This is a genomic window from Streptomyces thermolilacinus SPC6, assembly GCF_000478605.2.
GTDB classification, from domain to species: Bacteria; Actinomycetota; Actinomycetes; order Streptomycetales; family Streptomycetaceae; genus Streptomyces; species Streptomyces thermolilacinus.
The window spans coordinates 2,434,133-2,454,683 of the sequence record NZ_ASHX02000001.1; the positions used below are offsets into that span (position 1 = coordinate 2,434,133).

The 20,551-nt window shown below is 74.1% G+C and carries 16 protein-coding genes; 7 read left to right on the forward strand and 9 right to left on the reverse strand.

Going from position 1 to position 20,551, the window contains the following annotated elements:
• Nucleotides 1–136: 136 nt before the first annotated feature.
• Nucleotides 137–2,974 (reverse strand): protein kinase, encoded by a 2,838-nt coding sequence (locus tag J116_RS10095; protein ID WP_023586968.1) that lies wholly within the window; start codon nt 2,972–2,974, stop codon nt 137–139.
• Nucleotides 2,975–3,120: 146 nt separating this feature from the next.
• Nucleotides 3,121–5,589, reverse strand: coding sequence for a serine/threonine-protein kinase (locus J116_RS10100; RefSeq protein ID WP_023586969.1), 2,469 nt, complete (start codon nt 5,587–5,589; stop codon nt 3,121–3,123).
• Between the two features lie 157 nt (nt 5,590–5,746).
• Between J116_RS10100 and J116_RS10105 the strand changes: the two genes are divergently transcribed.
• The gene (locus J116_RS10105) at nt 5,747–6,955 is read left to right on the forward strand and encodes a serine hydrolase domain-containing protein (protein ID WP_028963901.1); all 1,209 of its coding nucleotides are present in this window, start codon (nt 5,747–5,749) and stop codon (nt 6,953–6,955) included.
• Here the strand turns inward: J116_RS10105 and J116_RS10110 are convergent.
• Nucleotides 6,853–8,559 carry a glycerol-3-phosphate dehydrogenase/oxidase gene (locus J116_RS10110; protein WP_023586971.1) on the reverse strand — a complete coding sequence of 569 codons (1,707 nt, stop codon included), beginning with the start codon at nt 8,557–8,559 and terminating at the stop codon, nt 6,853–6,855. The two genes, J116_RS10105 and J116_RS10110, sit on opposite strands and share 103 nt — an antisense overlap.
• A 241-nt stretch (nt 8,560–8,800) precedes the next feature.
• Between J116_RS10110 and J116_RS10115 the strand changes: the two genes are divergently transcribed.
• The gene (locus J116_RS10115) at nt 8,801–10,045 is read left to right on the forward strand and encodes a nucleotide sugar dehydrogenase (protein WP_023586972.1); all 1,245 of its coding nucleotides are present in this window, start codon (nt 8,801–8,803) and stop codon (nt 10,043–10,045) included.
• 161 nt (nt 10,046–10,206) lie between these two features.
• Nucleotides 10,207–10,734: a hypothetical protein gene (locus J116_RS10120; RefSeq protein ID WP_023586973.1), complete on the forward strand. Its 528-nt coding sequence runs from the start codon at nt 10,207–10,209 to the stop codon at nt 10,732–10,734.
• Between the two features lie 105 nt (nt 10,735–10,839).
• Here J116_RS10120 and J116_RS10125 read toward each other — a convergent pair whose 3' ends face one another.
• The 4 genes from J116_RS10125 to J116_RS10140 all read right to left on the reverse strand — a co-directional run bounded on the left by J116_RS10125 (nt 10,840) and on the right by J116_RS10140 (nt 15,382).
• Complete coding sequence (locus J116_RS10125) at nt 10,840–11,964, reverse strand: GuaB3 family IMP dehydrogenase-related protein (RefSeq protein ID WP_023586974.1); 1,125 nt, start codon at nt 11,962–11,964, stop codon at nt 10,840–10,842.
• 110 nt (nt 11,965–12,074) lie between these two features.
• Nucleotides 12,075–13,580 (reverse strand): IMP dehydrogenase, encoded by a 1,506-nt coding sequence (gene guaB / locus J116_RS10130; RefSeq protein WP_023586975.1) that lies wholly within the window; start codon nt 13,578–13,580, stop codon nt 12,075–12,077.
• Between the two features lie 337 nt (nt 13,581–13,917).
• Nucleotides 13,918–14,523, reverse strand: coding sequence for a sigma-70 family RNA polymerase sigma factor (locus J116_RS10135; RefSeq protein WP_023586976.1), 606 nt, complete (start codon nt 14,521–14,523; stop codon nt 13,918–13,920).
• A 247-nt stretch (nt 14,524–14,770) separates the two neighbouring features.
• On the reverse strand, nt 14,771–15,382 hold the full coding sequence (locus J116_RS10140; RefSeq protein ID WP_003948568.1) for a response regulator transcription factor: 612 nt from the start codon (nt 15,380–15,382) through the stop codon (nt 14,771–14,773).
• A gap of 368 nt (nt 15,383–15,750) precedes the next feature.
• Between J116_RS10140 and J116_RS10145 the strand changes: the two genes are divergently transcribed.
• Nucleotides 15,751–16,071, forward strand: coding sequence for a WhiB family transcriptional regulator (locus J116_RS10145; RefSeq protein ID WP_023586977.1), 321 nt, complete (start codon nt 15,751–15,753; stop codon nt 16,069–16,071).
• Nucleotides 16,072–16,182: 111 nt separating this feature from the next.
• Here J116_RS10145 and J116_RS10150 read toward each other — a convergent pair whose 3' ends face one another.
• Entirely contained in the window at nt 16,183–17,076 is an 894-nt protein-coding gene (locus J116_RS10150) for a LysR family transcriptional regulator (protein ID WP_023586978.1), read from the reverse strand.
• A 90-nt stretch (nt 17,077–17,166) separates the two neighbouring features.
• Between J116_RS10150 and J116_RS10155 the strand changes: the two genes are divergently transcribed.
• Nucleotides 17,167–17,856 carry an MOSC domain-containing protein gene (locus tag J116_RS10155; protein ID WP_023586979.1) on the forward strand — a complete coding sequence of 230 codons (690 nt, stop codon included), beginning with the start codon at nt 17,167–17,169 and terminating at the stop codon, nt 17,854–17,856.
• Nucleotides 17,857–17,973: 117 nt separating this feature from the next.
• Nucleotides 17,974–18,747, forward strand: coding sequence for an SDR family NAD(P)-dependent oxidoreductase (locus tag J116_RS10160; protein ID WP_023586980.1), 774 nt, complete (start codon nt 17,974–17,976; stop codon nt 18,745–18,747).
• A gap of 318 nt (nt 18,748–19,065) precedes the next feature.
• On the opposite strand, the gene J116_RS10170 is transcribed toward J116_RS10160, so the two are convergent.
• Nucleotides 19,066–20,049: a LysR family transcriptional regulator gene (locus tag J116_RS10170; RefSeq protein WP_023586982.1), complete on the reverse strand. Its 984-nt coding sequence runs from the start codon at nt 20,047–20,049 to the stop codon at nt 19,066–19,068.
• 97 nt (nt 20,050–20,146) lie between these two features.
• Here J116_RS10170 and J116_RS10175 point away from each other — a divergent pair, with 97 nt between their 5' ends.
• Nucleotides 20,147–20,515, forward strand: a complete 369-nt coding sequence (locus J116_RS10175; RefSeq protein ID WP_023586983.1) for a YybH family protein — start codon at nt 20,147–20,149, stop codon at nt 20,513–20,515.
• Nucleotides 20,516–20,551: the final 36 nt, after the last annotated feature.

Here is a 20,551-nt window from a genome sequence, read left to right on the forward strand (position 1 = left end):
TTCGGAGCAAGATTACGGAGGGTGTGCGGCGCGCGGAACCTCAGGGCGGGCACGGAGACCGCACCGTGACACGGTGCCCGCCGATTGGCGCGAATTCGCCACTGTCCGTGATCTATTCGAGTGAACCGGCGCGCTGTTAGCGCGTCGGGTGGTACGCCTTGGTGGCCTGTTCGAAGACCTCCGTGACCCGGTCCCGCTCGGTCTCCGGGCCGATGACCTGGACGACGTGGTAGCGGTCGCCGATCAGCAGCGCGCGGTTGCGCACGTACACCTGGCGGCCGCCCGCGTCCTGCCACGTGAACTGGCCCTCGGCCATGGCCTGTCGGCCGATGTCCACGCGCCGCAGCCCGGTCGCGGTCGCCCAGGTGGAGTCGCGCCACGGCTGGAGCTCGCGCTCCTTGCTGCGCTGGTACTCCAGCGGGTCGGAGCCGGCCGTGCGGACCGTGTCGCGGCCGGGGACGATGATCAGCGTGAAGTCGCCGTCCGAGTAGCGCACCTGCCCGATGTCGTTGATGGGGCTGCGCCGCCAGGTGCGGTCCACGCCGACGCGGAAGCCCTCCGGGTCGGTGCGGACGACGTACCCGTCCGGGAGCGCGGGCGCGGTGGGCGTCCCGGCGTTGGTGGAGGGCGCCTGGCCGGTCGGCTGCGGGGTCCGCGGCGCGGGCGCCCCGGCGCCGGTCGGGGTCTGCCCGTGCGGGGTGGTCGCGGTGGGGCGGGCGGTGCCGGTGGGGCGCTGCGACTGGTCCTCGGTACCGGACTTGGGCATGAACAGCAGGGCGTACGCGACGGCTCCGGCGAGGCCGAGCAGTATCAGCAGCAGGAGGTTGCGCCCGAGGGCGCGCGGGCTGCCGCCGCTGTCGGGGTGCCGGTCCGTGGCCCGCTTGTGGCGGTGGCGGGCGGGCGCGGCCGGCACCGGTTCGGGGACCGGGGGCATGGCGGCGCGGGCGGAGGTACGGGAGCGGGCGGTGCGGGTGCGGTCCGTGCGGGTGCGCCGCCTGCGGACCAGGTCGCCGCGGCGGCGGAGGATCGGCAGGCGGGCCGCGTCGGCGGACGGCATGGGCACGAGGTGGGCGCCCGCCTCGGGCTCCGGCGCGGAGCGGACGAGGGAGCGCAGCCAGCCGCGCAGCTCCTCGAAGTCGGGCCGCTCGGTGGGGTCCTGGCGCAGCAGCGACTCGACGACGGGCCGCAGCGGGCCGCACTCCTCGGCGTACGCGGGCGGCTCGGAGCACACCATCTGGACGAGCTCGGCGGCGTTGTCCTCTGGGTACGGGGCGTGGCCTTCGAGGACGCGGAACAGCAGCGCGCCGAGCGCCCACAGGTCGGTGGCCGGGCCGATGGGCGGGGCGAGCCGCCAGGTGCCGTACACGGGCCCCGCCTGCTCGGGCGCCCACCGCTCGGTGACGGCGCCGACGACGGCGATGCGGGCCTGGCGGGCGCGCTCGGCGGCCAGGGGCGTGGTGGGGCCCCGGTAGACGTCGCCGCCCTGGGCCGGGCCTCCGGTGCCGGGGGCGGGCTCGCGGCGGGGGTGCGGCGTCCGGGCGTCCTGCGGGCCTTGGGGGCTCTGCGGGTCCCGGGGGCTCTGCGGGGACTGGCGCCGGGAGTCGGCGCGCAGGCCCGCGTGGGCGCCGCCGTACGGGGTGACGTCGCCGTACGGGGAGTTGCCGCCGCCCGCCGGGACGGGGCCGTCCCGCCACGTACCGGTGAGCAGCGCGCGCGGGACCCGGCCCTGGTCGTCGCCGTCGTCGTCGCCGTGGGCGTGCTCGTGCTCGTCCCCGTGGGCGTCGTCGGACCCGTAGGGGCTGTGGGGGTCGTACGCGCTGTACGTCCCGTGGCGCGCGGTGCCGTGCGCGCCGCCTGCGTCGTGGTCGCCGTACGCGTCGCGGCCGTACGCGTCGCGGTCGCCGTACGCGTCGTCGGCGTCGTCCCCGTCCTCGGCGAACCGGTCCGCCGCCTGGGCGACGTACTGGGGCTCGTAGCCGCTGGGCAGCGCCGGCGGGCCGGGCGGGAGCGGCGCGGGGGCCATGGCGCGCGGCTCCCCGTAGGGGTCCTCGTACACCTGGTCGTACGAGTCGTCCTCGTCCCGGCCCTCGTCGTACGTCCGCACGCGCCCGGTGACGATCCGGCCCCCGGCCTCGTCGTCGTACGCGCCGTCACCGCCGTACGCGTCGCCGCCCTCGTGGTCGTCGTCGGGCTCGGCGCGCTCGTCCCCGTAGGGCCCACCGTCCCCGTAGGGCCCACCGCCCTCGTAGGGGTCGTCCTCCCCGTAGGGGGCGCCCTCCCCGTAAGGGCCGCCGTCCGCGTCCGCGTCCGCGTACGGGACGTCCGCCTCGTCCGGGAGCGGCACCGGCGCGTAACCGCACAGGGCCTCCTCGGCGGCACCGGCGGCGAGGCCGCTGAGGACCACCCGGCCGTCGTCGCAGACCAGGACCGTTCGGGCGGTGATGTTGCGGTGCGTCCAGCCGTGGGCGTGCAGCGCGCGCAGCGCCGTGACCACGTCATTGGCGATCTCGGCGGCGCGGTACGGGCTGAGCGGCTCGTCGCGGACGAGGGCGGCCAGCGGCCGGGCGGCGACCAGTTCGCTGACGATCCACAGCGAGCCGCCCTCGGTGAAGACGTCGAAGACCTGGTCGAGACGCGGGTGGTCGGGGATGCGGGCGACGGCCTGCACGGCCTCGACGGCGCGCTGGACGGCCGGGTCGGCGGTCGCGCGGGCGGCGGCGCGCCTCGGGGAGTGCCCGTAGGGGCGGCCGTACTCGTCGTCCGCGTCGAGGACCTCGGCGTCCACGGTCTCCGGCAGGGGCAGTTGCCGGACCATGACCTCCTGGCCGCTGTACGTGTCGAAGGCGCGCGTCCCGACCGGCCCGTACGCCCCGGCGTGCCCGGCCTCGTCCCCGTAGCCGTGCCCGTCCTCGCCGTCGGGGAGGAGGGGCAGGCGATAGCGGTCGGCGAGCACCCTTCCCGCGTAGTCGTCCACGACGCCTCCCCAGCAGCGCGCTGTCCCCCCGGCTCCGCCGTTCGCACCGATGCGTACGGAGCCGTCGATCCTGGTCCTTGCCTGTGCAGTTACCCGTTCGCTTCAGCTTCGTACGGCCCGCGCGCTCTCACGATACGTGCCGAGGCTCAGTCCGTGGGGCGGAACGTCGCGAACGCGGTGTTCCGCAGCTGAGTGCACTCCGGGCCGTTCCACTCCGTGGACTTGCACGAGATCATGATCGCGTAGCCGTGCTTGGCGTCCACCTTGAAGCCCCGGTTGAGCACCCACACGCGCGTGCCGCCCTGGTTCCGCTCGAACTGCCAGTCGGCGACGGTCGGGTAGCGGTTGTACGAGACGGGCTTGATGCCGTGGTGCTTGTAGCCGTTGCTGCTCGCGGCGACCGCGCCCATGGCGGCGGTCCACGCGGCGGCCGCGTCGCCGCCGGGGCTGTCGGTGTAGTCGACCTGTACGCGCGGGAAGCCGCCGGAGGCACTGAAGATGCCGCCGGAGCCACGGCCCGCGACGCCCGTCATGCGGAAGTCGGCGGGCATGGCCATGGAGAAGTGGAAACGCTTGTTCGTGACCGTCTTGTACCCGGCGGGGAGCGCGGGCTTGCCGCCCGTGCCGGTGCCGGGCGCGGCGGACGGCGTGGTGCCGGTGCCGCTCGTACCGGCCGTTCCCCCGGATTCGCCGGCGCCCGCGGACTGGCCGCCGTCCTGCTGCTGACCGGTCTCGCCGTCCGGGCCCGGGCCTTCGCCGCTGCCGCCGGTGGCGCCTTCGGCGGAGCCGCCGGTGGTGGCGCCCGCCGACGCGGCCTTGTCGCCGCCCTGGGTGCCGCCGCCCTTGGCGGTCGTGTCGTCGTTGCCGCCGAGGGTGAACGCGAGGACGGTGGCGATGACCGCGAGGACGGCCACGACCGCGATGGTGACCAGCGTGCGGCGGGGCACCACGTCGGTGATCGAAGCCCGTACGGGCGCGGGCGGGCCGGAACGCTCGGGCTTGGTCTGCCGGGTGGCGGCGGCCGTCGCGGCGGCGTTCCGCACGGAGCGCAGGGCGCCCCGCAGCCGCTCGGCCGCCGGGTCCGCGGCCGGGGCGGCGCCGGACCGCGACGCGGCGCCGGTGGCGGGGGTGGCGGCGGGGCCCGGCGGCGGTACCGGCGGAAGCGGCACGACCCGGGTGGCCTCCGGGGACGGCTCGGGCACCGCCGGGGCGGCCGCGGTCACCGCCAGGACCTCGTTGAGCAGCTTCCGCGCGCCCGCGTCGTCCAGGCGCTGCGCCGGGTCCTTGGCGAGCAGCCCGTAGATGACCTTGTCGAGCGGCCCGGCGTTCTTCGGCGGGTCCAGCTGCTCGGTCATCACGGCCGTGAGGGTCGCTATGGCGGAGCCCTTGTCGTACGGCGGGTGGCCCTCCACGCACGCGTAGAGCAGGCCGCCGAGGGACCACATGTCGGCTGCGGGGCCGGGGCGCTGGCCGCGGGCCCGCTCGGGCGAGATGTAGGAGGGCGCGCCGACGAGCATGCCGGTCGAGGTGATGGACGGGTCGCCCTCGACCTGGGCGATGCCGAAGTCGGTGAGGACGACGCGGCCGTCGTCGGAGATGAGGACGTTCGACGGCTTCACGTCTCGGTGCAGGATGCCCTGGCGGTGCGCGGCGCGCAGCACGTCGAGGATGGCGAGGCCCACCTCGGCCGCGCGGTGCGGGGTGAGCGTGCCGTCCTCGCGGATGACGTCGGCGAGGGAGCGGCCCTCGATGAGCTCCATGACGATCCAGGGGCGGTCGTCCTCGTCCACCACGTCGTAGACCGTCACGGCGCTGTTGTTGCGGATGCGGGCGATGGCCTTGGCCTCGCGCAGCGTCCGGGTGATGAGGCGTCGCTTCTCGTCCTCGTCGATGGCGTTGGGGAAGCGCAGTTCCTTGACGGCGACGGTCCGGCCGAGGGTCTCGTCCACGGCGCGCCACACGGTGCCCATGCCGCCGCGCCCGAGGACGACCCCGAGGCGGTAACGCCCCGCCAGCAGCCGTCCTTCGGTGGTCACATGGGCGGCGACGGGCTTCTTCACCATGTCGGCCCTGGCGGCCCCGGCCGTCGACGCGTCGCCGCTCGCGGCGGTCTTGACGGCGGGCGTCTTCGCGGAGGCGGCGGCCGGGGGCTCGTCCGCCGGAGCGGACTCCTCGCGTGTCGCGGCGTCCTCGCGTGTCGCGGCGTCCTCGCGGCCCGCGCCCGTCAGCGGTGTGTCCTTGGGGGCAGCGGCCTCCGGGGACGCGTCCTCCGGCTTCGTGCGTGCGGCGTCCACGGAGGCGGTACCGGAGGCGCTCCCTCCGGGGACGTCCTTCACCCCGTCACCCTTCACACCGTCACCGGCCTGCGAGCCGTCCGTACCCGCGGCCGTCCCCGCGTCCTCGCCTGTGTCCGGACCGGCGTCCGCGCGGACATCCGCACGGGCGTCGGCGCCGGTGTCCGTACCGGCGTTGTCCGTCCCCGCGTCGTCCTTGGAAGCCGCGGCCTGACCGGCCTCGTCACCCTTCACCGTCGCACCCTTCGAGGTCGTGCCCTCGCCGTCGGCGCCCCGCTGAGGTTGCCGCGCCGCGTCCCGCGACTGCTCCGCTCCCGACATGCGTCCCCTCTGCGATCCTGTTCCTCGCCCGCGCCTGCCGCGTCCGCGCGATGCGGTAACCCGCCCTGGTGGAGCCTTCATTGTCCCTCACTCCGGGACCGGTGGTGGTGCCGGGTCCGGCGTCCGCGAGGATGACGGTGAGGGAGGGTGCCGCGCGATGTCGAAGTTCAGGACGAGACTCGTGGTGCCCTTGGTTCTGGCCATCTGCGGACTGACTGTCAGTGACCCCCCGGCCACACCGCCTCCGGCCCTGACGAGGCTGGTCACAGCGGGTGGAGCGCCTGCCGCGGCCCTCCTCTCGGAGACGTACGGGCCCTCCGGGACCGCGCGGTTCCGGACGACGGGACCGGGGATCGGACGGGCCGACCACTTCCGCGCGGGCAGCGTCACCAAGACGTTCGTCGCGACGGTGGTCCTCCAGCTGGCGGCCGAGCGGCGGCTGGCCCTGGACGACCCGGTGGCGGCCCGCGCCCCCGGCCTGCTCCCTCCGCCGCTGGACCGGCGGGTCACCGTGCGTCACCTGCTCACGCACACGAGCGGGCTGCCCGACCTCACCCGCCCCACCGGCCCGGCGCTCCCTCCGGAGGGCCTGCGCGCGGCCCTGGTGTCCCGTACCGCGAAGCCACCTGGCACCTTCGCCTACTCCAACACCAACTACGTCGTCCTCGGCCGGATCGTCGAGCACCTCACCGGCCGCTCCTACGCCTCGGAGGCGCATCGCCGTGTCATCGCCCCCCTCGGCCTGACCGGCACGTCGTTTCCCGGCGCCCGTACGACCCTGCCGGACCCGCACGGCCGGGGCTACGACTCCGCGGGGCGCGACGTCACCGCCCTGGACCCGCGCGTGGCGGGCGCGGCCGGTGAACTGGTCAGCACACTGGCGGACCTGAACCGCTTTTACTCCGCCCTCCTCGACGGCCGCCTCCTCCCCCCGCCCCAACTGGCCGCCCTCCTGGACACCTCCTCCGCCCACGGCCGCTACGGCATGGGCCTGTTCCCCACCCGGCTCCCCTGCGGCGTCACGGTCTGGGGCCACAACGGCCGTGTCCCCGGCAGCTACGTCCGTACGGCGGCCACCCGGGACGGCCGCCACGTCCTGACGTTCCGCGCCAACACCGACACGCTCTCCCCGGGCCCGCCCCTGGAACGCGCCCTCCTGGAGGCCGAGTTCTGCCCGCCCGCGGGCACCGCCGAAGCCCCCGAAGTCTCCGCAGCCGCCGAAGCCCCCGCCACGGCCGCCGCCGGCCGCGGCGCCGCCCCGCCCTACAGCGGCACGATGTCCGGTGCGCCGAGCCTGGCCGCGTCGGCCGTCTGGTCGTCGGGCTGGCGCTGGGACTCCCGCTCCGCCTCCACGCGCTTCTCGTAGTGCTCCACCTCCCTCGCGACCTGGTCGTCGTCCCAGCCCAGCACCCGCGCCATCAGCTCGGCGCACTCGCGGGCGCAGCCGGTGCCCCGGTCGAAGGTCTCGATGGAGATGCGGGTGCGGCGGGTGAGGACGTCGTCCAGGTGCCGGGCGCCCTCGTGGGAGGCGGCGTAGAGGATCTCGGCGCGCAGGTAGTCGTCGGCGCCGGTCAGGGGCTCGCCGAGCGCCGGGTCCTCGGCGATCAGGTCGAGCAGCTCCTCCGTCAGGGTGCCGTACCGGTTGAGCAGGTGCTCGACGCGCACGACGTGGAGGCCGGTCCGGGCGGCGATGCGGGCCCGCGCGTTCCACAGCGCCCGGTATCCCTCGGCGCCGAGCAGCGGCACCTCCTCCGTGACGCACGGGGCGACGCGCATGTCCAGGCCGTGGACCGCCTCGTCCACCGCGTCCTTCGCCATCACCCGGTACGTCGTGTACTTGCCGCCCGCGACCACGACGAGCCCGGGCACGGGGTGGGCGACCGTGTGCTCGCGGGACAGCTTGCTGGTCGCGTCGGACTCCCCGGCCAGCAGGGGCCGCAGCCCCGCGTAGACGCCCTCCACGTCGTCCCTGGTCAGCGGGGTGGCCAGGACGCTGTTGACATGGTCGAGGAGATAGTCGATGTCGGCGCTCGACGCGGCCGGGTGGGCCTTGTCGAGGTCCCAGTCCGTGTCGGTCGTCCCGATGATCCAGTGGCGGCCCCACGGGATGACGAACAGGACGCTCTTCTCCGTGCGCAGGATGAGGCCGGTCGTGGAGTGGATGCGGTCCTTGGGGACGACGAGGTGGATGCCCTTGGAGGCGCGGACGTGGAACTGGCCGCGCTCCCCGATGAGCGCCTGCGTGTCGTCCGTCCACACACCGGTGGCGTTGACGATCTGCTTGGCGCGGATCTCGTACTCGCCGCCCGCCTCCACGTCCGACACGCGTGCGCCGACGACCCGCTCGCCCTCGCGGAGGAAGCCGATGACCCGGGCGCGGCTCGCGGCGTGCGTCCCGTACGCGGCGGCGGTCCGCACCAGCGTGGCGACGAACCGGGCGTCGTCCATCTGGGCGTCGTAGTACTGGAGGGCGCCCACCAGGGCGTCCCTGCGCAGGGCGGGGGCGACCCGCAGGGCGCGGCGGCGCGAGAGGTGGCGGTGCACGGGCAGGCCGCGCCCGTGGCCCGACGAGACGGACATCGCGTCGTACAGGGCGACGCCCGACCCGGCGTACAGCCGCTCCCAGCCCTTGTGCTGGAGCGGGTAGAGGAACGGGACCGGCTTGACGAGGTGCGGCGCCAGCCGCTCCAGCAGCAGGCCGCGCTCCTTCAGTGCCTCCCTGACCAGCGCGAAGTCGAGCATCTCCAGATAGCGCAGGCCGCCGTGGATGAGCTTGCTGGATCTGCTGGACGTGCCGGACGCCCAGTCGCGGGCCTCCACCAGGCCGGTGGCGAGGCCGCGGGTCGCCGCGTCGAGCGCCGTACCGGCCCCGACCACACCGCCGCCCACGACCAGCACGTCCAGTTCGCGCTCTGCCATGGCCGCCAGGGCCGCGGCCCGCTCCGCGGGTCCCAGTCTCGCTGTCCTCACCGCTGCCTCCCGTCGCCGCCGTCCCCCTGTGTGCTCGGGCTCACAGACTCGATTCTGTCCCCGGGCACCGACATCGGCCACCGGCCCGGCACCACCTGTGGACAACACTCGGGCGATCACGAGCGCGCAATACCGCATAACGGTCATATTTACGCCTAGTCTGACATTGCGTCCGCTCGTTCTGTCCACAGGACTTGCGCGTCTCGCCCCCTCCGGCTACTGGGAAGGACGGCTCACGCCCATGCCCGCAGACCTCGCCGTCATCGGCCTCGGCCACCTCGGACTGCCCCTCGCCCAGGCCGCCACAGCCGCCGGTATCGACACGATCGGCTACGACACCGACCCCCGGCCGGTCGCCGAGCTGGCCGCCGGACGGCCACCGGTGGACGGCTCCCTCACCCCTTCCGAGATCCGCCGCATGCTGTCGTCCGGCTTCCGCCCCACCACGCACCCCGCCGAGCTGGGCCGCGTCCGCACCGCCGTCATCTGCGCGCCCACCCCGCCCGGCGCCGCCCGGCGCACCCTCGACCTGACCGCCGTCGCGGACGCCGCCCGCGCGCTCGCCGCCCGCCTGCGCCCCCACACGACCGTCCTGCTCGAATCCCCCGTCCCGCCCGGCACCACCGAGGACGTCCTGCGCCCCCTCCTCGAAGAGGGCTCCGGGCTGCGCGCGGGGCGCGACTTCCACCTCGCGTACTCCCCCGCCCGCCTCGACCCCGGCGACCGCGCCCACGGCTACGCCCACACGCCGAAGGTCATCGGCGGCCTCACCCCCGCCTGCACCGAGTCCGCCGCCGCCTTCTACGGACGCCTCACCGACAAGGTGGTACGCGCGCGTGGCCCCCGCGAGGCCGAGACGGTCAAGCTGCTGGAGACCAACTACCGGCACGTCAACATCGCGCTGGTCAACGAGATGGCGGTCCTCTGCCACGAGCTGGGCGTCGACCTGTGGGACGTCATCCGCTGCGCCGAGACCAAGCCGTTCGGCTTCCAGGCGTTCCGGCCGGGCCCCGGGGTCGGCGGCCACGGCACGCCCGTGGACACGATCGGCCCGTACCGCCCGCTGCGCCTGGTGGAGATGGCGGGCCAGATCAACGAACGCATGCCCCAGTACGTCACCCAGCGCTGCGCCACGCTCCTCAACGAGCACGGCAAGTCCGTGCGCGGCGCCCGTGTGCTGCTGCTCGGCATCACGTACAAACCCGATCTCGCCGACCGCGAGGGCTCGCCCGCGCCGCGGATCGCGCAACGGCTGATGGACATGGGCGCGACGGTCAGCTACCACGACCCGTACGTGCCGGTCTGGCGGGTGCGCGACCTGCCGGTCCCGCGCGCGGACTCCCTGTACGAGGCGGCCGCGGGCGCCGACCTGACGATCCTGCTCCAGCACCACCGCACGTACGACCTCCAGGGCCTGGCCGTGAAGGCGCAGTTGCTGCTGGACACGCGGGGCGCCACCCCGGTCGGCGCGGCCCACCGCCTCTGACGGCCCGGCGCGCCGGGTATCGGCCTGCTTCCGGGCAGGTCACGGTCGGAAATCGCCGGGCCCGCTGTCACAGGGGGCTGCTAGTGTCCGCCTCTGATTCGCGCGCGGCCGTGCACACGTCAGGTGCCGGCCGCCTCGCTCCGTTCAGGGGGATTCCCAGCATGAGCCAGTCCGTTCCGCCGCCGCAGTCCGGCAACCCGTTCGCAGGCGGCCCCGGCCCCGGCGCCGACCCGGCCGCGCAGCAGCAGCCGTTCGCCGCGTACCCGGTGCAGCCCCCGGCGCCCGCGCGGAACAACCTGGCGCTCGGCCTGCTCGCCGCGTTCGTCGCCGCCCTGGTCGCCGCGGGCGCGTACGGCGGCATCGCCGGTGCCATCGACCGCGAGGTCGGCTACGCCGCGGTCGGTGTCGGCCTGCTCGTCGGCTTCCTCGCGGGCAAGGTCGGCGGCCGGAACCCGGTCCTGCCGGTCGTCTCGGCGGTCATCGCGGCCGGCGCCGTCTACCTGGGCCAGCTGGTCACCATCGCGGTCCTGCTCGACAAGCTCGGCGAGGGCTCGTTCGCGGAGATCTTCTTCCAGAACTTCGGCGGCGTGATGGAGCTGTGGAAGCTGGCCGCCGACGGCATGACGTACGTCTTCATCGCCATCGGCGCGGTCGCGGCCTTCGCCGGTGCCAGGAAGGGCGCCGCGTAAGCACGCGGCGGTACGGCGAAACGCCGCGCCGCACGGCGGAACGCCACGGGGAGGGGCCCCACCGAACTGGTGCGGGCCCCTCCCCGTGGCCGTCGAACAGGCAGGTCAGCGGCTGTGCTGCGAGTCCGCGACGGTCACCTCGACGCGCTGGAACTCCTTCAGCTCGCTGTAGCCCGTGGTCGCCATCGCCCGGCGCAGCGCGCCGAAGAAGTTCATCGACCCGTCCGGCGAGTGCGAGGGACCCGTCAGGATCTCCTCGGTCGTCCCGGCCACACCGAGGTCCACCAGCTTGCCGCGCGGCACGTCCTCGTGGACGGCCTCCATGCCCCAGTGGTGGCCCTTGCCGGGCGCGTCCGTGGCACGGGCCAGCGGGGAGCCCATCATCACGGCGTCGGCACCGCACGCGATGGCCTTCGGCAGGTCGCCGGACCAGCCCACGCCGCCGTCGGCGATGACGTGCACATACCGGCCGCCGGACTCGTCCATGTAGTCGCGGCGGGCGGCGGCCACGTCGGCGACTGCCGTGGCCATCGGGACCTGGATGCCCAGGACGTTACGGGTGGTGTGCGCCGCGCCGCCGCCGAAGCCGACCAGCACGCCCGCCGCGCCGGTGCGCATCAGGTGCAGGGCCGCCGTGTAGGTGGCGCAGCCGCCGACGATGACGGGGACGTCGAGCTCGTAGATGAACTGCTTCAGGTTCAGCGGCTCGGCGGCGCCGGACACGTGCTCGGCGGAGACCGTCGTACCGCGGATGACGAAGATGTCCACACCGGCGTCGACCACGGCCTTGGAGAACTGGGCCGTGCGCTGCGGGGAGAGCGCCGCGGCGGTGACGACACCGGCGTCGCGGACCTCCTTCAGGCGCTGCCCGATCAGCTCCTCATTGATCGGGGCGGCGTAGATCTCCTGCAGACGGCGGGTCGCGGTCTCCTCGTCGAGCTCGGTGATCTCGTCCAGGAGCGGCTGCGGGTCCTCGTAGCGGGTCCACAGCCCTTCGAGGTTGAGGACGCCGAGGCCGCCGAGGCGGCCGATGGCGATCGCCGTCTGCGGGGAGACGACGGAGTCCATGGGGGCGGCCAGGAAGGGCAGCTCGAAGCGGTAGGCGTCGATCTGCCACGCGATCGAGACCTCCTTCGGGTCCCGCGTGCGCCGGCTCGGTACGACGGCGATGTCGTCGAAGGCGTACGCCCTGCGGCCGCGCTTGCCGCGCCCGATCTCGATCTCAGTCACGATGTGTGGCCTTTCCCTCTGCGTCTGCGCCTACCAGTATCCCCGACGCGCGCGCGAAGGGCGGCCCGGGCGATTCCGGGCCGCCCCGGCGGCGGTGTCGGGAGGGGCGCTCAGCGCTTGCTGCTGTAGTTCGGCGCCTCGACGGTCATCTGGATGTCGTGCGGGTGGCTCTCCTTGAGGCCCGCCGACGTGATGCGGACGAACCGGCCGCGGTCCTGGAGCTCGGGCACGGTGCGGCCGCCGACGTAGAACATCGACTGGCGCAGGCCGCCGACCAGCTGGTGGACGACCGCGGAGAGCGGGCCGCGGTAGGGCACCTGGCCCTCGATGCCCTCGGGGACCAGCTTCTCGTCGGAGGCGACGCCCTCCTGGAAGTAGCGGTCCTTGGAGAAGGAACGCTGGTCGCCGCGGGACTGCATGGCGCCCAGCGAGCCCATGCCGCGGTACGACTTGAACTGCTTGCCGTTGATGAACAGCAGCTCGCCCGGCGACTCCTCGCAGCCCGCCAGGAGCGAGCCGAGCATCACCGTGTCGGCGCCCGCGACCAGGGCCTTGGCGATGTCGCCGGAGTACTGGAGGCCGCCGTCGCCGATGACCGGCACGCCGGCCGCCTTGGCGGCGAGGGACGCCTCGTAGATCGCCGTGACCTGCGGGACGCCGATGCCGGCGACGACGCGGGTGGTGCAGATGGAGCCGGGTCCGACACCGACCTTGATCGCGTCGGCGCCCGCGTCGACGAGCGCCTGGGCGCCGTCGCGGGTGGCCACGTTGCCGCCGATGACATCGACGCCGGAGTTCGACTTGATCTTGGCGATCATGTCGCCGACCAGCTTGGAGTGGCCGTGGGCCGTGTCCACCACGATGAAGTCCACACCGGCCTCGATGAGGGCCTGGGCGCGCTCGAACGCGTCGCCCGCGACGCCGACGGCGGCGCCGACGAGGAGGCGGCCCTCCTTGTCCTTCGCGGCGTTCGGGTACTTCTCCGCCTTGACGAAGTCCTTGACGGTGATGAGGCCCTTGAGGATGCCGTCGTCGTCCACGAGCGGCAGCTTCTCGATCTTGTGGCGGCGCAGCAGCTCCATGGCGTCCACGCCGGAGATGCCGACCTTGCCCGTGACCAGCGGCATCGGGGTCATGACCTCGCGCACGCGGCGGGCGCGGTCGGTCTCGAAGGCCATGTCCCGGTTGGTGACGATGCCGAGCAGCTTGCCCGCCGGGTCGGTGACGGGGACGCCGCTGATGCGGAACTTGGCGCAGATCGCGTCGGCCTCGGCGAGCGTGGCGTCGGGGTGGATCGTGATCGGGTCCGTGACCATGCCGGACTCGGAGCGCTTCACCAGGTCCACCTGGTTCGCCTGGTCGGCGATCGACAGGTTCCGGTGGAGGACGCCGACGCCGCCCTGGCGGGCCATGGCGATGGCCATCCGGGACTCGGTCACCTTGTCCATCGCGGCGGACAGCAGCGGGATGTTGACCCGTACGTTGCGCGACAGCTGCGAGGAGGTGTCGATCTGGTCGGGAGCCATGTCCGACGCGCCCGGCAGCAGCAGCACGTCGTCGTAGGTCAGCCCGAGCGCGGCGAATTTCTCGGGCACTCCGTCGACGTTTGCAGTCATGACACCTTCCCCAATGGCCTTGATCGGTGCGGATGTCCATGCTAACGGGCTGCGGGCGTGTCTCATTCCACGAGCAAGATCACCCAGTAGCTTTGTACGTTCACACGTATGACATCCGCCATACGGCTCCACGCCACCGCCGCCCGGATGCCGCTTCCCGGCGGCCCGAACTGCCATGCCCGCGCGGCCCGGCGGCGTCGGCGGTGCGGCCTGGCGTGAGGCCGCGGGGTTCGGCGTGACGCGGTACGGCCCGGCGGGGCGGCGTACGGCCACGGGCACCGGGCCGTGCGGCCACCGGCGCCGCGCGGTGCCCCCGCACCGGTCCGGCGCCGTGCGGCTACTGGCCCGCCAGGGCGCGCAGGCGGCTGAGGGCGCGGTGCTGGGCGACCCGTACGGCTCCGGGGGACATGCCGAGCATCTGGCCGGTCTCCTCGGCGGTCAGGCCGACGGCGACGCGCAGGACGAGCAGCTCCCGCTGGTTCTCCGGGAGGTTGGCGAGCAGGCGCCTGGCCCATTCGGCGTCGTCGCTGAGGAGGGCGCGCTCCTCGGGGCCGAGGGAGTCGTCGGGGCGCTCGGGCATCTCGTCGGAGGGCACGGCGGTCGAGCCGGGGTGCCGCATGGCGGCCCGCTGGAGGTCGGCGACCTTGTGCCCGGCGATGGCGAAGACGAACGCCTCGAACGGGCGGCCCGTGTCCTTGTAACGGGGCAGGGCCATGAGGACGGCGACGCAGACCTCCTGCGCCAGGTCCTCGACGAAGTGGCGGGCGTCACCGGGCAGCCGGTTCAGCCGCGTACGGCAGTAGCGCAGGGCCAGGGGGTGGACGTGGGCGAGGAGGTCGTGCGTGGCCTGTTCGTCGCCCTCCACCGCACGGTGCACGAGTGCTCCGATCGCCCCCGGCCCGGCGGGGGGCGTCGGGGTGGCCGGCGTCTGGTCGTCGCGCATCGGTCCATGGTGCCTTGACCGCGTCCGCTCCGAGGCACCGCGTCCAGCCTTGTGCACCGAAGCGTTATGAGCAGGTGCGCCGGAATCCATCCCCTGCGCCCTCCCCTCCCGCTCGATCGACTCGTCCCCGAGGAACTCCACCCCTCAAGGATGCGGCATCGCGCAGGAAACAGACATCGGGCCTGCGCCGCCCCGCCCGCCACCCGGCGGACGGGGACCGAAACGGCCACGTCAGGGGCCGGAACCGCTACCGGACCAGGCCCCAGCGGAATCCGAGCGCGACGGCGTGGGCGCGGTCTGAGGCGCCCAGCTTCTTGAACAGCCGACGGGCGTGGGTCTTGACCGTGTCCTCGGAGAGGAACAGCTCGCGGCCGATCTCGGCGTTGGACCGGCCGTGGCTCATGCCCTCCAGCACCTGGATCTCGCGGGCCGTGAGTGTCGGCGCGGCGCCCATCTCGGCGGAGCGCAGGCGGCGCGGGGCGAGCCGCCAGGTCGGGTCGGCGAGCGCCTGCGTGACCGTGGCCCGCAGTTCGGCGCGCGAGGCGTCCTTGTGGAGGTAGCCGCGGGCGCCGGCGGCGACGGCGAGCGCGACGCCGTCGAGGTCCTCGGCGACCGTGAGCATGATGATCCGGGCTCCGGGGTCGGCGGAGAGCAGCCGGCGGACGGTTTCCACGCCGCCCAGGCCGGGCATGCGCACGTCCATCAGAATCAGGTCCGAGCGGTCGGCGCCCCAGCGGCGGAGGACTTCCTCGCCGTTGGCCGCCGTCGTGACGCGCTCGACGCCGGGCACGGTGGCGACGGCGCGGCGGAGCGCTTCTCGGGCAAGCGGGGAGTCGTCGCAGACGAGGACGGAAGTCATGGCCGTCCTCCGCAGCTGATGCGCGTCACCTTGGGCCTCCAGGCTGGTTACGAATCGTCACCTGTGCGGTTGACGCCCTCGGGCGGCTGCCCGAGCGCTTGTTCCTTCAACCGCCTCCGCACTCTCAACGACGGTCACTCGAAAGAGTTACGGGTAGGAGCACCTCTTCAGCACACAGCGTGAGGAGGCGCGTACGGAGCAGAGCACCGCAGGTCACCGCCGCTCCACTCAGAGCTATGCCCCATTTAGCGCCTTTTCCTTCCCTTTGGCGGTGTCTGTAGCTAGATTCGCAATGAGTCATATTTACATCTACTGCGACAAGTAGTCCGCTCAGTAAGCTCAGTACCGGCATCAAGGGGACATGCGCCATGGCAGATTTCTCCCGCCTTCCCGGACCCAACGCCGACCTGTGGGACTGGCAGCTGCTCGCGGCCTGCCGAGGGGTCGACAGTTCGCTGTTCTTCCACCCCGAGGGAGAGCGTGGCGCGGCACGGAGCGCGCGTGAGAACTCGGCGAAGGAGGTCTGCATGCGCTGCCCGGTGCGCGCCGAGTGCGCGGCCCACGCACTGGCCGTGCGCGAGCCCTACGGCGTATGGGGCGGCCTCACCGAGGACGAGCGCGAGGAGCTGATGGGCCGGGCGCGCACCCGGCTGGTCACCACGTCGGCGGCACCGGCGGGGAACAACTGACGCCGCGTCGGCCCCACATCACCTGAAGGAACGTTTCAGCAAGGCGCCGGTACGGACCGGCCGCCGCCTCCCTCCGCGCGCGTGCCACGGCGATGTCGCGCGGCCGACCCGCTACGCGCGCGCGGCCGCCTCCGCCAGGCGGTCGAGGGTGGCCGCGACGGCCGGGACCTGGGCCAGGTCCGGCAGGGTGAGCGCGACGATCTCCCGCTCCACCGGCGGCTCCACGGCAACCGTGCGAGCACCCCGGGGCCGTACGGACTCGACGGCCAGCTCCGGCAGGACGGCGACGCCCAGGCCCGCGCCGACCAGGCCCACGACGGCCGGGTAGTCGTCGGTCGCGAAGTCGATGCGCGGCGTGAAACCGGCGTCCTCGCACACCTCGACCAGCTGGCGGCGGCATCGCGGGCAGCCCGCGATCCACGGCTCCTCGGCCAGTTCGCCGATCCCCACGGCGCCCGCGTCCGCCAGCCGGTGCCCCTCCGGGACCAGGCCGACGAGCCGGTCGGTGAGGAGCGGCCGTACGACCAGGTCGTCCCACTCGGCGGCGCCGCCCGCGTACCGGAAGGCCAGCGCGATGTCGCAGTCGCCCTCCCGGAGCATCTCGACCGAGCGGGGCGGCTCGGCCTCGACGAGGGAGACGCGCGTGCCGGGGTGCGCGGCACGCAGGGCGGCGAGCGCGGTGGGGACGAGGGAGGAGCTGCCGCTCGGGAAGGAGACGAGCCGGACGCGCCCGGCGCGCAGGCCCGCGATGGCGGCGACCTCCTCCTCGGCGGCGGTGAGCCCGGCGAGGATGCCCGCCGCATGCCGTACGAGGGCTTCGCCCGCCTGGGTGAGGCGCATCTCGCGGCCGGTGCGGATGAGCAGCGGCGTACCGGCGGAGGACTCCAGGGCCTTCATCTGCTGGCTGACGGCCGGCTGGGTGCAGCCCAGCTCGCGGGCGGCGGCGGAGAAGGAGCCGGTGGCGGCGACGGCGCGGAGGACGCGGAGGTGACGGGCTTCGATCACACCATCGAATATAAGGGCCTCTTTAGGCTGGCGCGAGATACGCCTTGGAATCTTTGAGTGGCGGGGGGTTAGCGTGCGGCCATGAGTGAGATGACGACCACGCGGGTGCTGACGGTCAACGTGGGACGCGCGAAGAAGGTGGAGTACACCAACGCGCCGAGCGGTGAGACCGGCATCGCGAAGGTCCCGGTGGAGGGGCCCGTCCGGGTGGCGGACCCGGGCCCCAAGGGCGTGGGCGGCGGGGGCCTGGCCGGGGACACGGTGTGCGACCTGCGCCACCACGGGGGTTCGCACCAGGCGGTGTACGCCTACGCGCGCGAGGAGCTGGACCGGTGGGAGCGGGAGCTGGGACGGCCGCTGCCGAACGGCTCGTTCGGGGAGAACCTGACCACGGTCGGCCTGGACCTGGACGGCGCGCTGCTCGGGGAGCGGTGGCGGATCGGCGCGTCGCTGGTGCTGGAGGTGACCGACGCGCGCATCCCGTGCCGTACGTTCGCGGGCTGGCTGGGCGAGCGGGGGTGGATCAGGCGGTTCACGGAGCGGGGGGCGCCGGGGGCGTACCTGAGGGTGGTGGAGCCGGGCGAGATCCGGGCGGGCGACCCGGTGGAGGTCGTGCACCGGCCGGACCACGAGGTGACGGTGGCGCTGGCGTTCCGCGCGCAGACGACACGGCGCGAGCTGCTGCCGCTGGTCCTCGCGGCGGGTGAGGCGGCGCACCCGGAACTGCGGGGGCAGGCGCGGAAGTACGTGGAGAGTCAGGTCGGGGTGTCCGCTTCCTGAACTGCGGCGTACCACGGGGTGAGCCGTCCCCTACGGGCCGGGGGTCCCGTAGGGGACGAACCGGGGCTGTGCCGGGCGCGTGCCGTGGCGGGTGGGCGGGGCACTAACGTGCCGCGTATGACGAGTGCACTGATTACTGGCGCGACGGCGGGTATCGGGGCCGCCTTCGCGCGGCGGCTGGCGGCCGACGGCCACGATGTGGTCCTGGTCGCCCGCGACGTGGAACGGCTCCGGGAGCAGGCGACCGAACTGCACGACCGGCACGGTGTGGAGGCGGAGGTGCTGCCCGCGGACCTCGCCGAGGACGCGGGCATCGCGGCCGTCGAGGCGCGGCTCTCCGACCCGAAGAGGCCGGTGGACCTGCTGGTCAACAACGCGGGCTTCGGCAACAAGGGCCGGTTCCTCGAAGTGGGGATGGCCGACGAGCTGCGGATGCTGAAGGTGCACTGCGAGGCGGTGCTGCGGCTGACGGCGGCGGCGACGGCGTCGATGCGGGAGCGGCGGCGGGGCGGTGTCGTGAACGTCGCGTCCGTCGCCGCTTTCGTACCGCGCGGGACGTACGGGGCGTCGAAGGCGTGGGTCGTCCAGTTCACCCAGGGCGCGGCGCGGGACCTGGCGGGGAGCGGGGTGCGGCTGATGGCGCTGTGCCCCGGCTTCGTACGGACGGAGTTCCACCAGCGGGCGGGGATGGGCACGGACAACATCCCGGGCTGGATGTGGCTGGACGCCGACAAGGTCGTGGCGGACGCGCTCGCGGACCTGGCGCGCGGCCGGACCCTGTCGGTCCCGGACCCGCGGTACAAGGCGCTGATGGGCGTGGTGAAACTGGCCCCGCGCGGCCTGCTGGGCGGTGTGACGTCCCGGGCGGGCCGCAAGTTCGGCCCGAAGTAGGTTCGTTGTCCCCGGGCCCGGCGCGGGTGAGGCGCGCCGGGCCCGGGACCGGGTGTCCGCCGTTGCCGCGGGGTCGGTCTCGTCCGCGTACGGACCTGGCGTGACGTGACGTGATCGGGCTTCTATCGTCCGCCCCCGGCAGGACGGAGGTCTTTCCCGCCGCCCGCACCCACCAGGACGTCGTACGGGAGCTGGACCGGGCCGGCCGCCCGTGGCAGCCGGACGTTTCCCTCACCTTCGGCAGCCGGTGCGCGCTCGTGGCCCCGGCCGGCGGCGCGTCCTTCGTCTTCGATGGCGCTCGGGGCCCGGAAGCGGTCCTCAACGCCGTGGGTCTGCCGGGCGGCTTCCACGACTGCCGGGCCGCGGGCCGCGGGGCGAGGCCCTGACGGGTCGGCGGTCCGGGGGCTCCGGGGGCTGACGCGCTTGCGCGGGGAACGTACGGCGGGCGTGGGCGAGGAACGCGCGGACCGCCGGGTCGTGGGTGCTCCTCCAGACCAGGGCCAGCAGCGCCGGGGCGCGGGCGTCCTCGATGGTGCGGGCCGTCAGCCGCTCGCCGTGGGGCGCCGCCATCGACTCGCTGAGCACGGCGACCGCGAGCCCGCGCGCCGCCAGGTCCGCGATGGCCTCCCCCGCGCCTGCTTGCAGGGTGATGGAGGGCCGTACGCCCGCGTCGGCGCACGCCCGGTCGAAGACGGCGCGCAGTCCGGTGCCGGGCGGCATGCAGACGACCGGGTGGGCGGCGACGTCGCGCAGGGTGACCCGCCGCAGCCCCGCCAGGGGGTGGCCGTGCGGGACGGCGGCGACGAGCCGCTCGCTGACCAGGGTCAGCGCCTCCAGCCCCTCGGGGGGCGGGGCCGGGGTCCCGATGAGCGCCAGGTCGAGGGTGCCCGCGCGGACCGACTCGACGAGCCGTTCCGAGTCGTCCTCCCGCAACAGGACCTCCACGCCGGGGTGCGCCTCGTGGAACGCGGCGAGGGCGTCGAACAGCGGGGTGAGGGTGCAGCCGACGACCATGCCCAGCGCGAGCCGCCCCCGGACCAGGCCCGTCACCTCCCCCACCGCCCGGCCGAGCGCGTCCGCGGCGGCGAGTGCGGCACGGGCGGGCGCGAGGGCGGCCTCCCCCGCGGCGGTGAGCGTGACCGTGCGCGCCGACCGGTCGAACAGCTCCGCTCCCAGCTCCTTCTCCAGTGCGCGGACCCGGGCGCTGACCCCGGACTGGCTGATGTGCACCCGCTCGGCGGCGCGGGTGAAGTTCCGCTCCTCGGCGACCGCGACGAAGTACTCCAGCTGCCTCAGGTCCATGACCGCTGATTCTAGTTGTGAGCAGAACCATCTGTTGGACTTCTGGTCCACGGGTGGCGAGGGTGGGTGGCGCAAGCAGACGCGCCAGGAGGAAGCCATGCCGGAGCAGTACGAGAAGGCCATGCGGCCCGAGGACATCACCCGCCTGTTCGTGGAGCGGTCGAACGCGGGGGACGCGGCCGGGGTCGCCGCGCTCTACGAGGAGGACGCCGTGCTGGCGTACCCGCCGGGACAGCGGACGGTGGGCCGGGAGGCGATCCGGGCGCTGTGGGAGCGGGTGCTGGCGGACCGGCCGCGCTTCGAGCCGGAGCCGCCGCTGCCGACGCTCCTGTGCGGCGACATCGCGCTCACCTCGACGCCGCCGGCGGACGGGGCGGGGGCGCGGGCGCAGGTGGTGCGGCGCCAGCCGGACGGGAGCTGGCTGCGGGTGCTGGACCAGCCGGAGTTCACGCCGCCGCGCGGCTGAGCTGGGAACGGGCGAGGCCCGGTGCCCCTCGCGGGG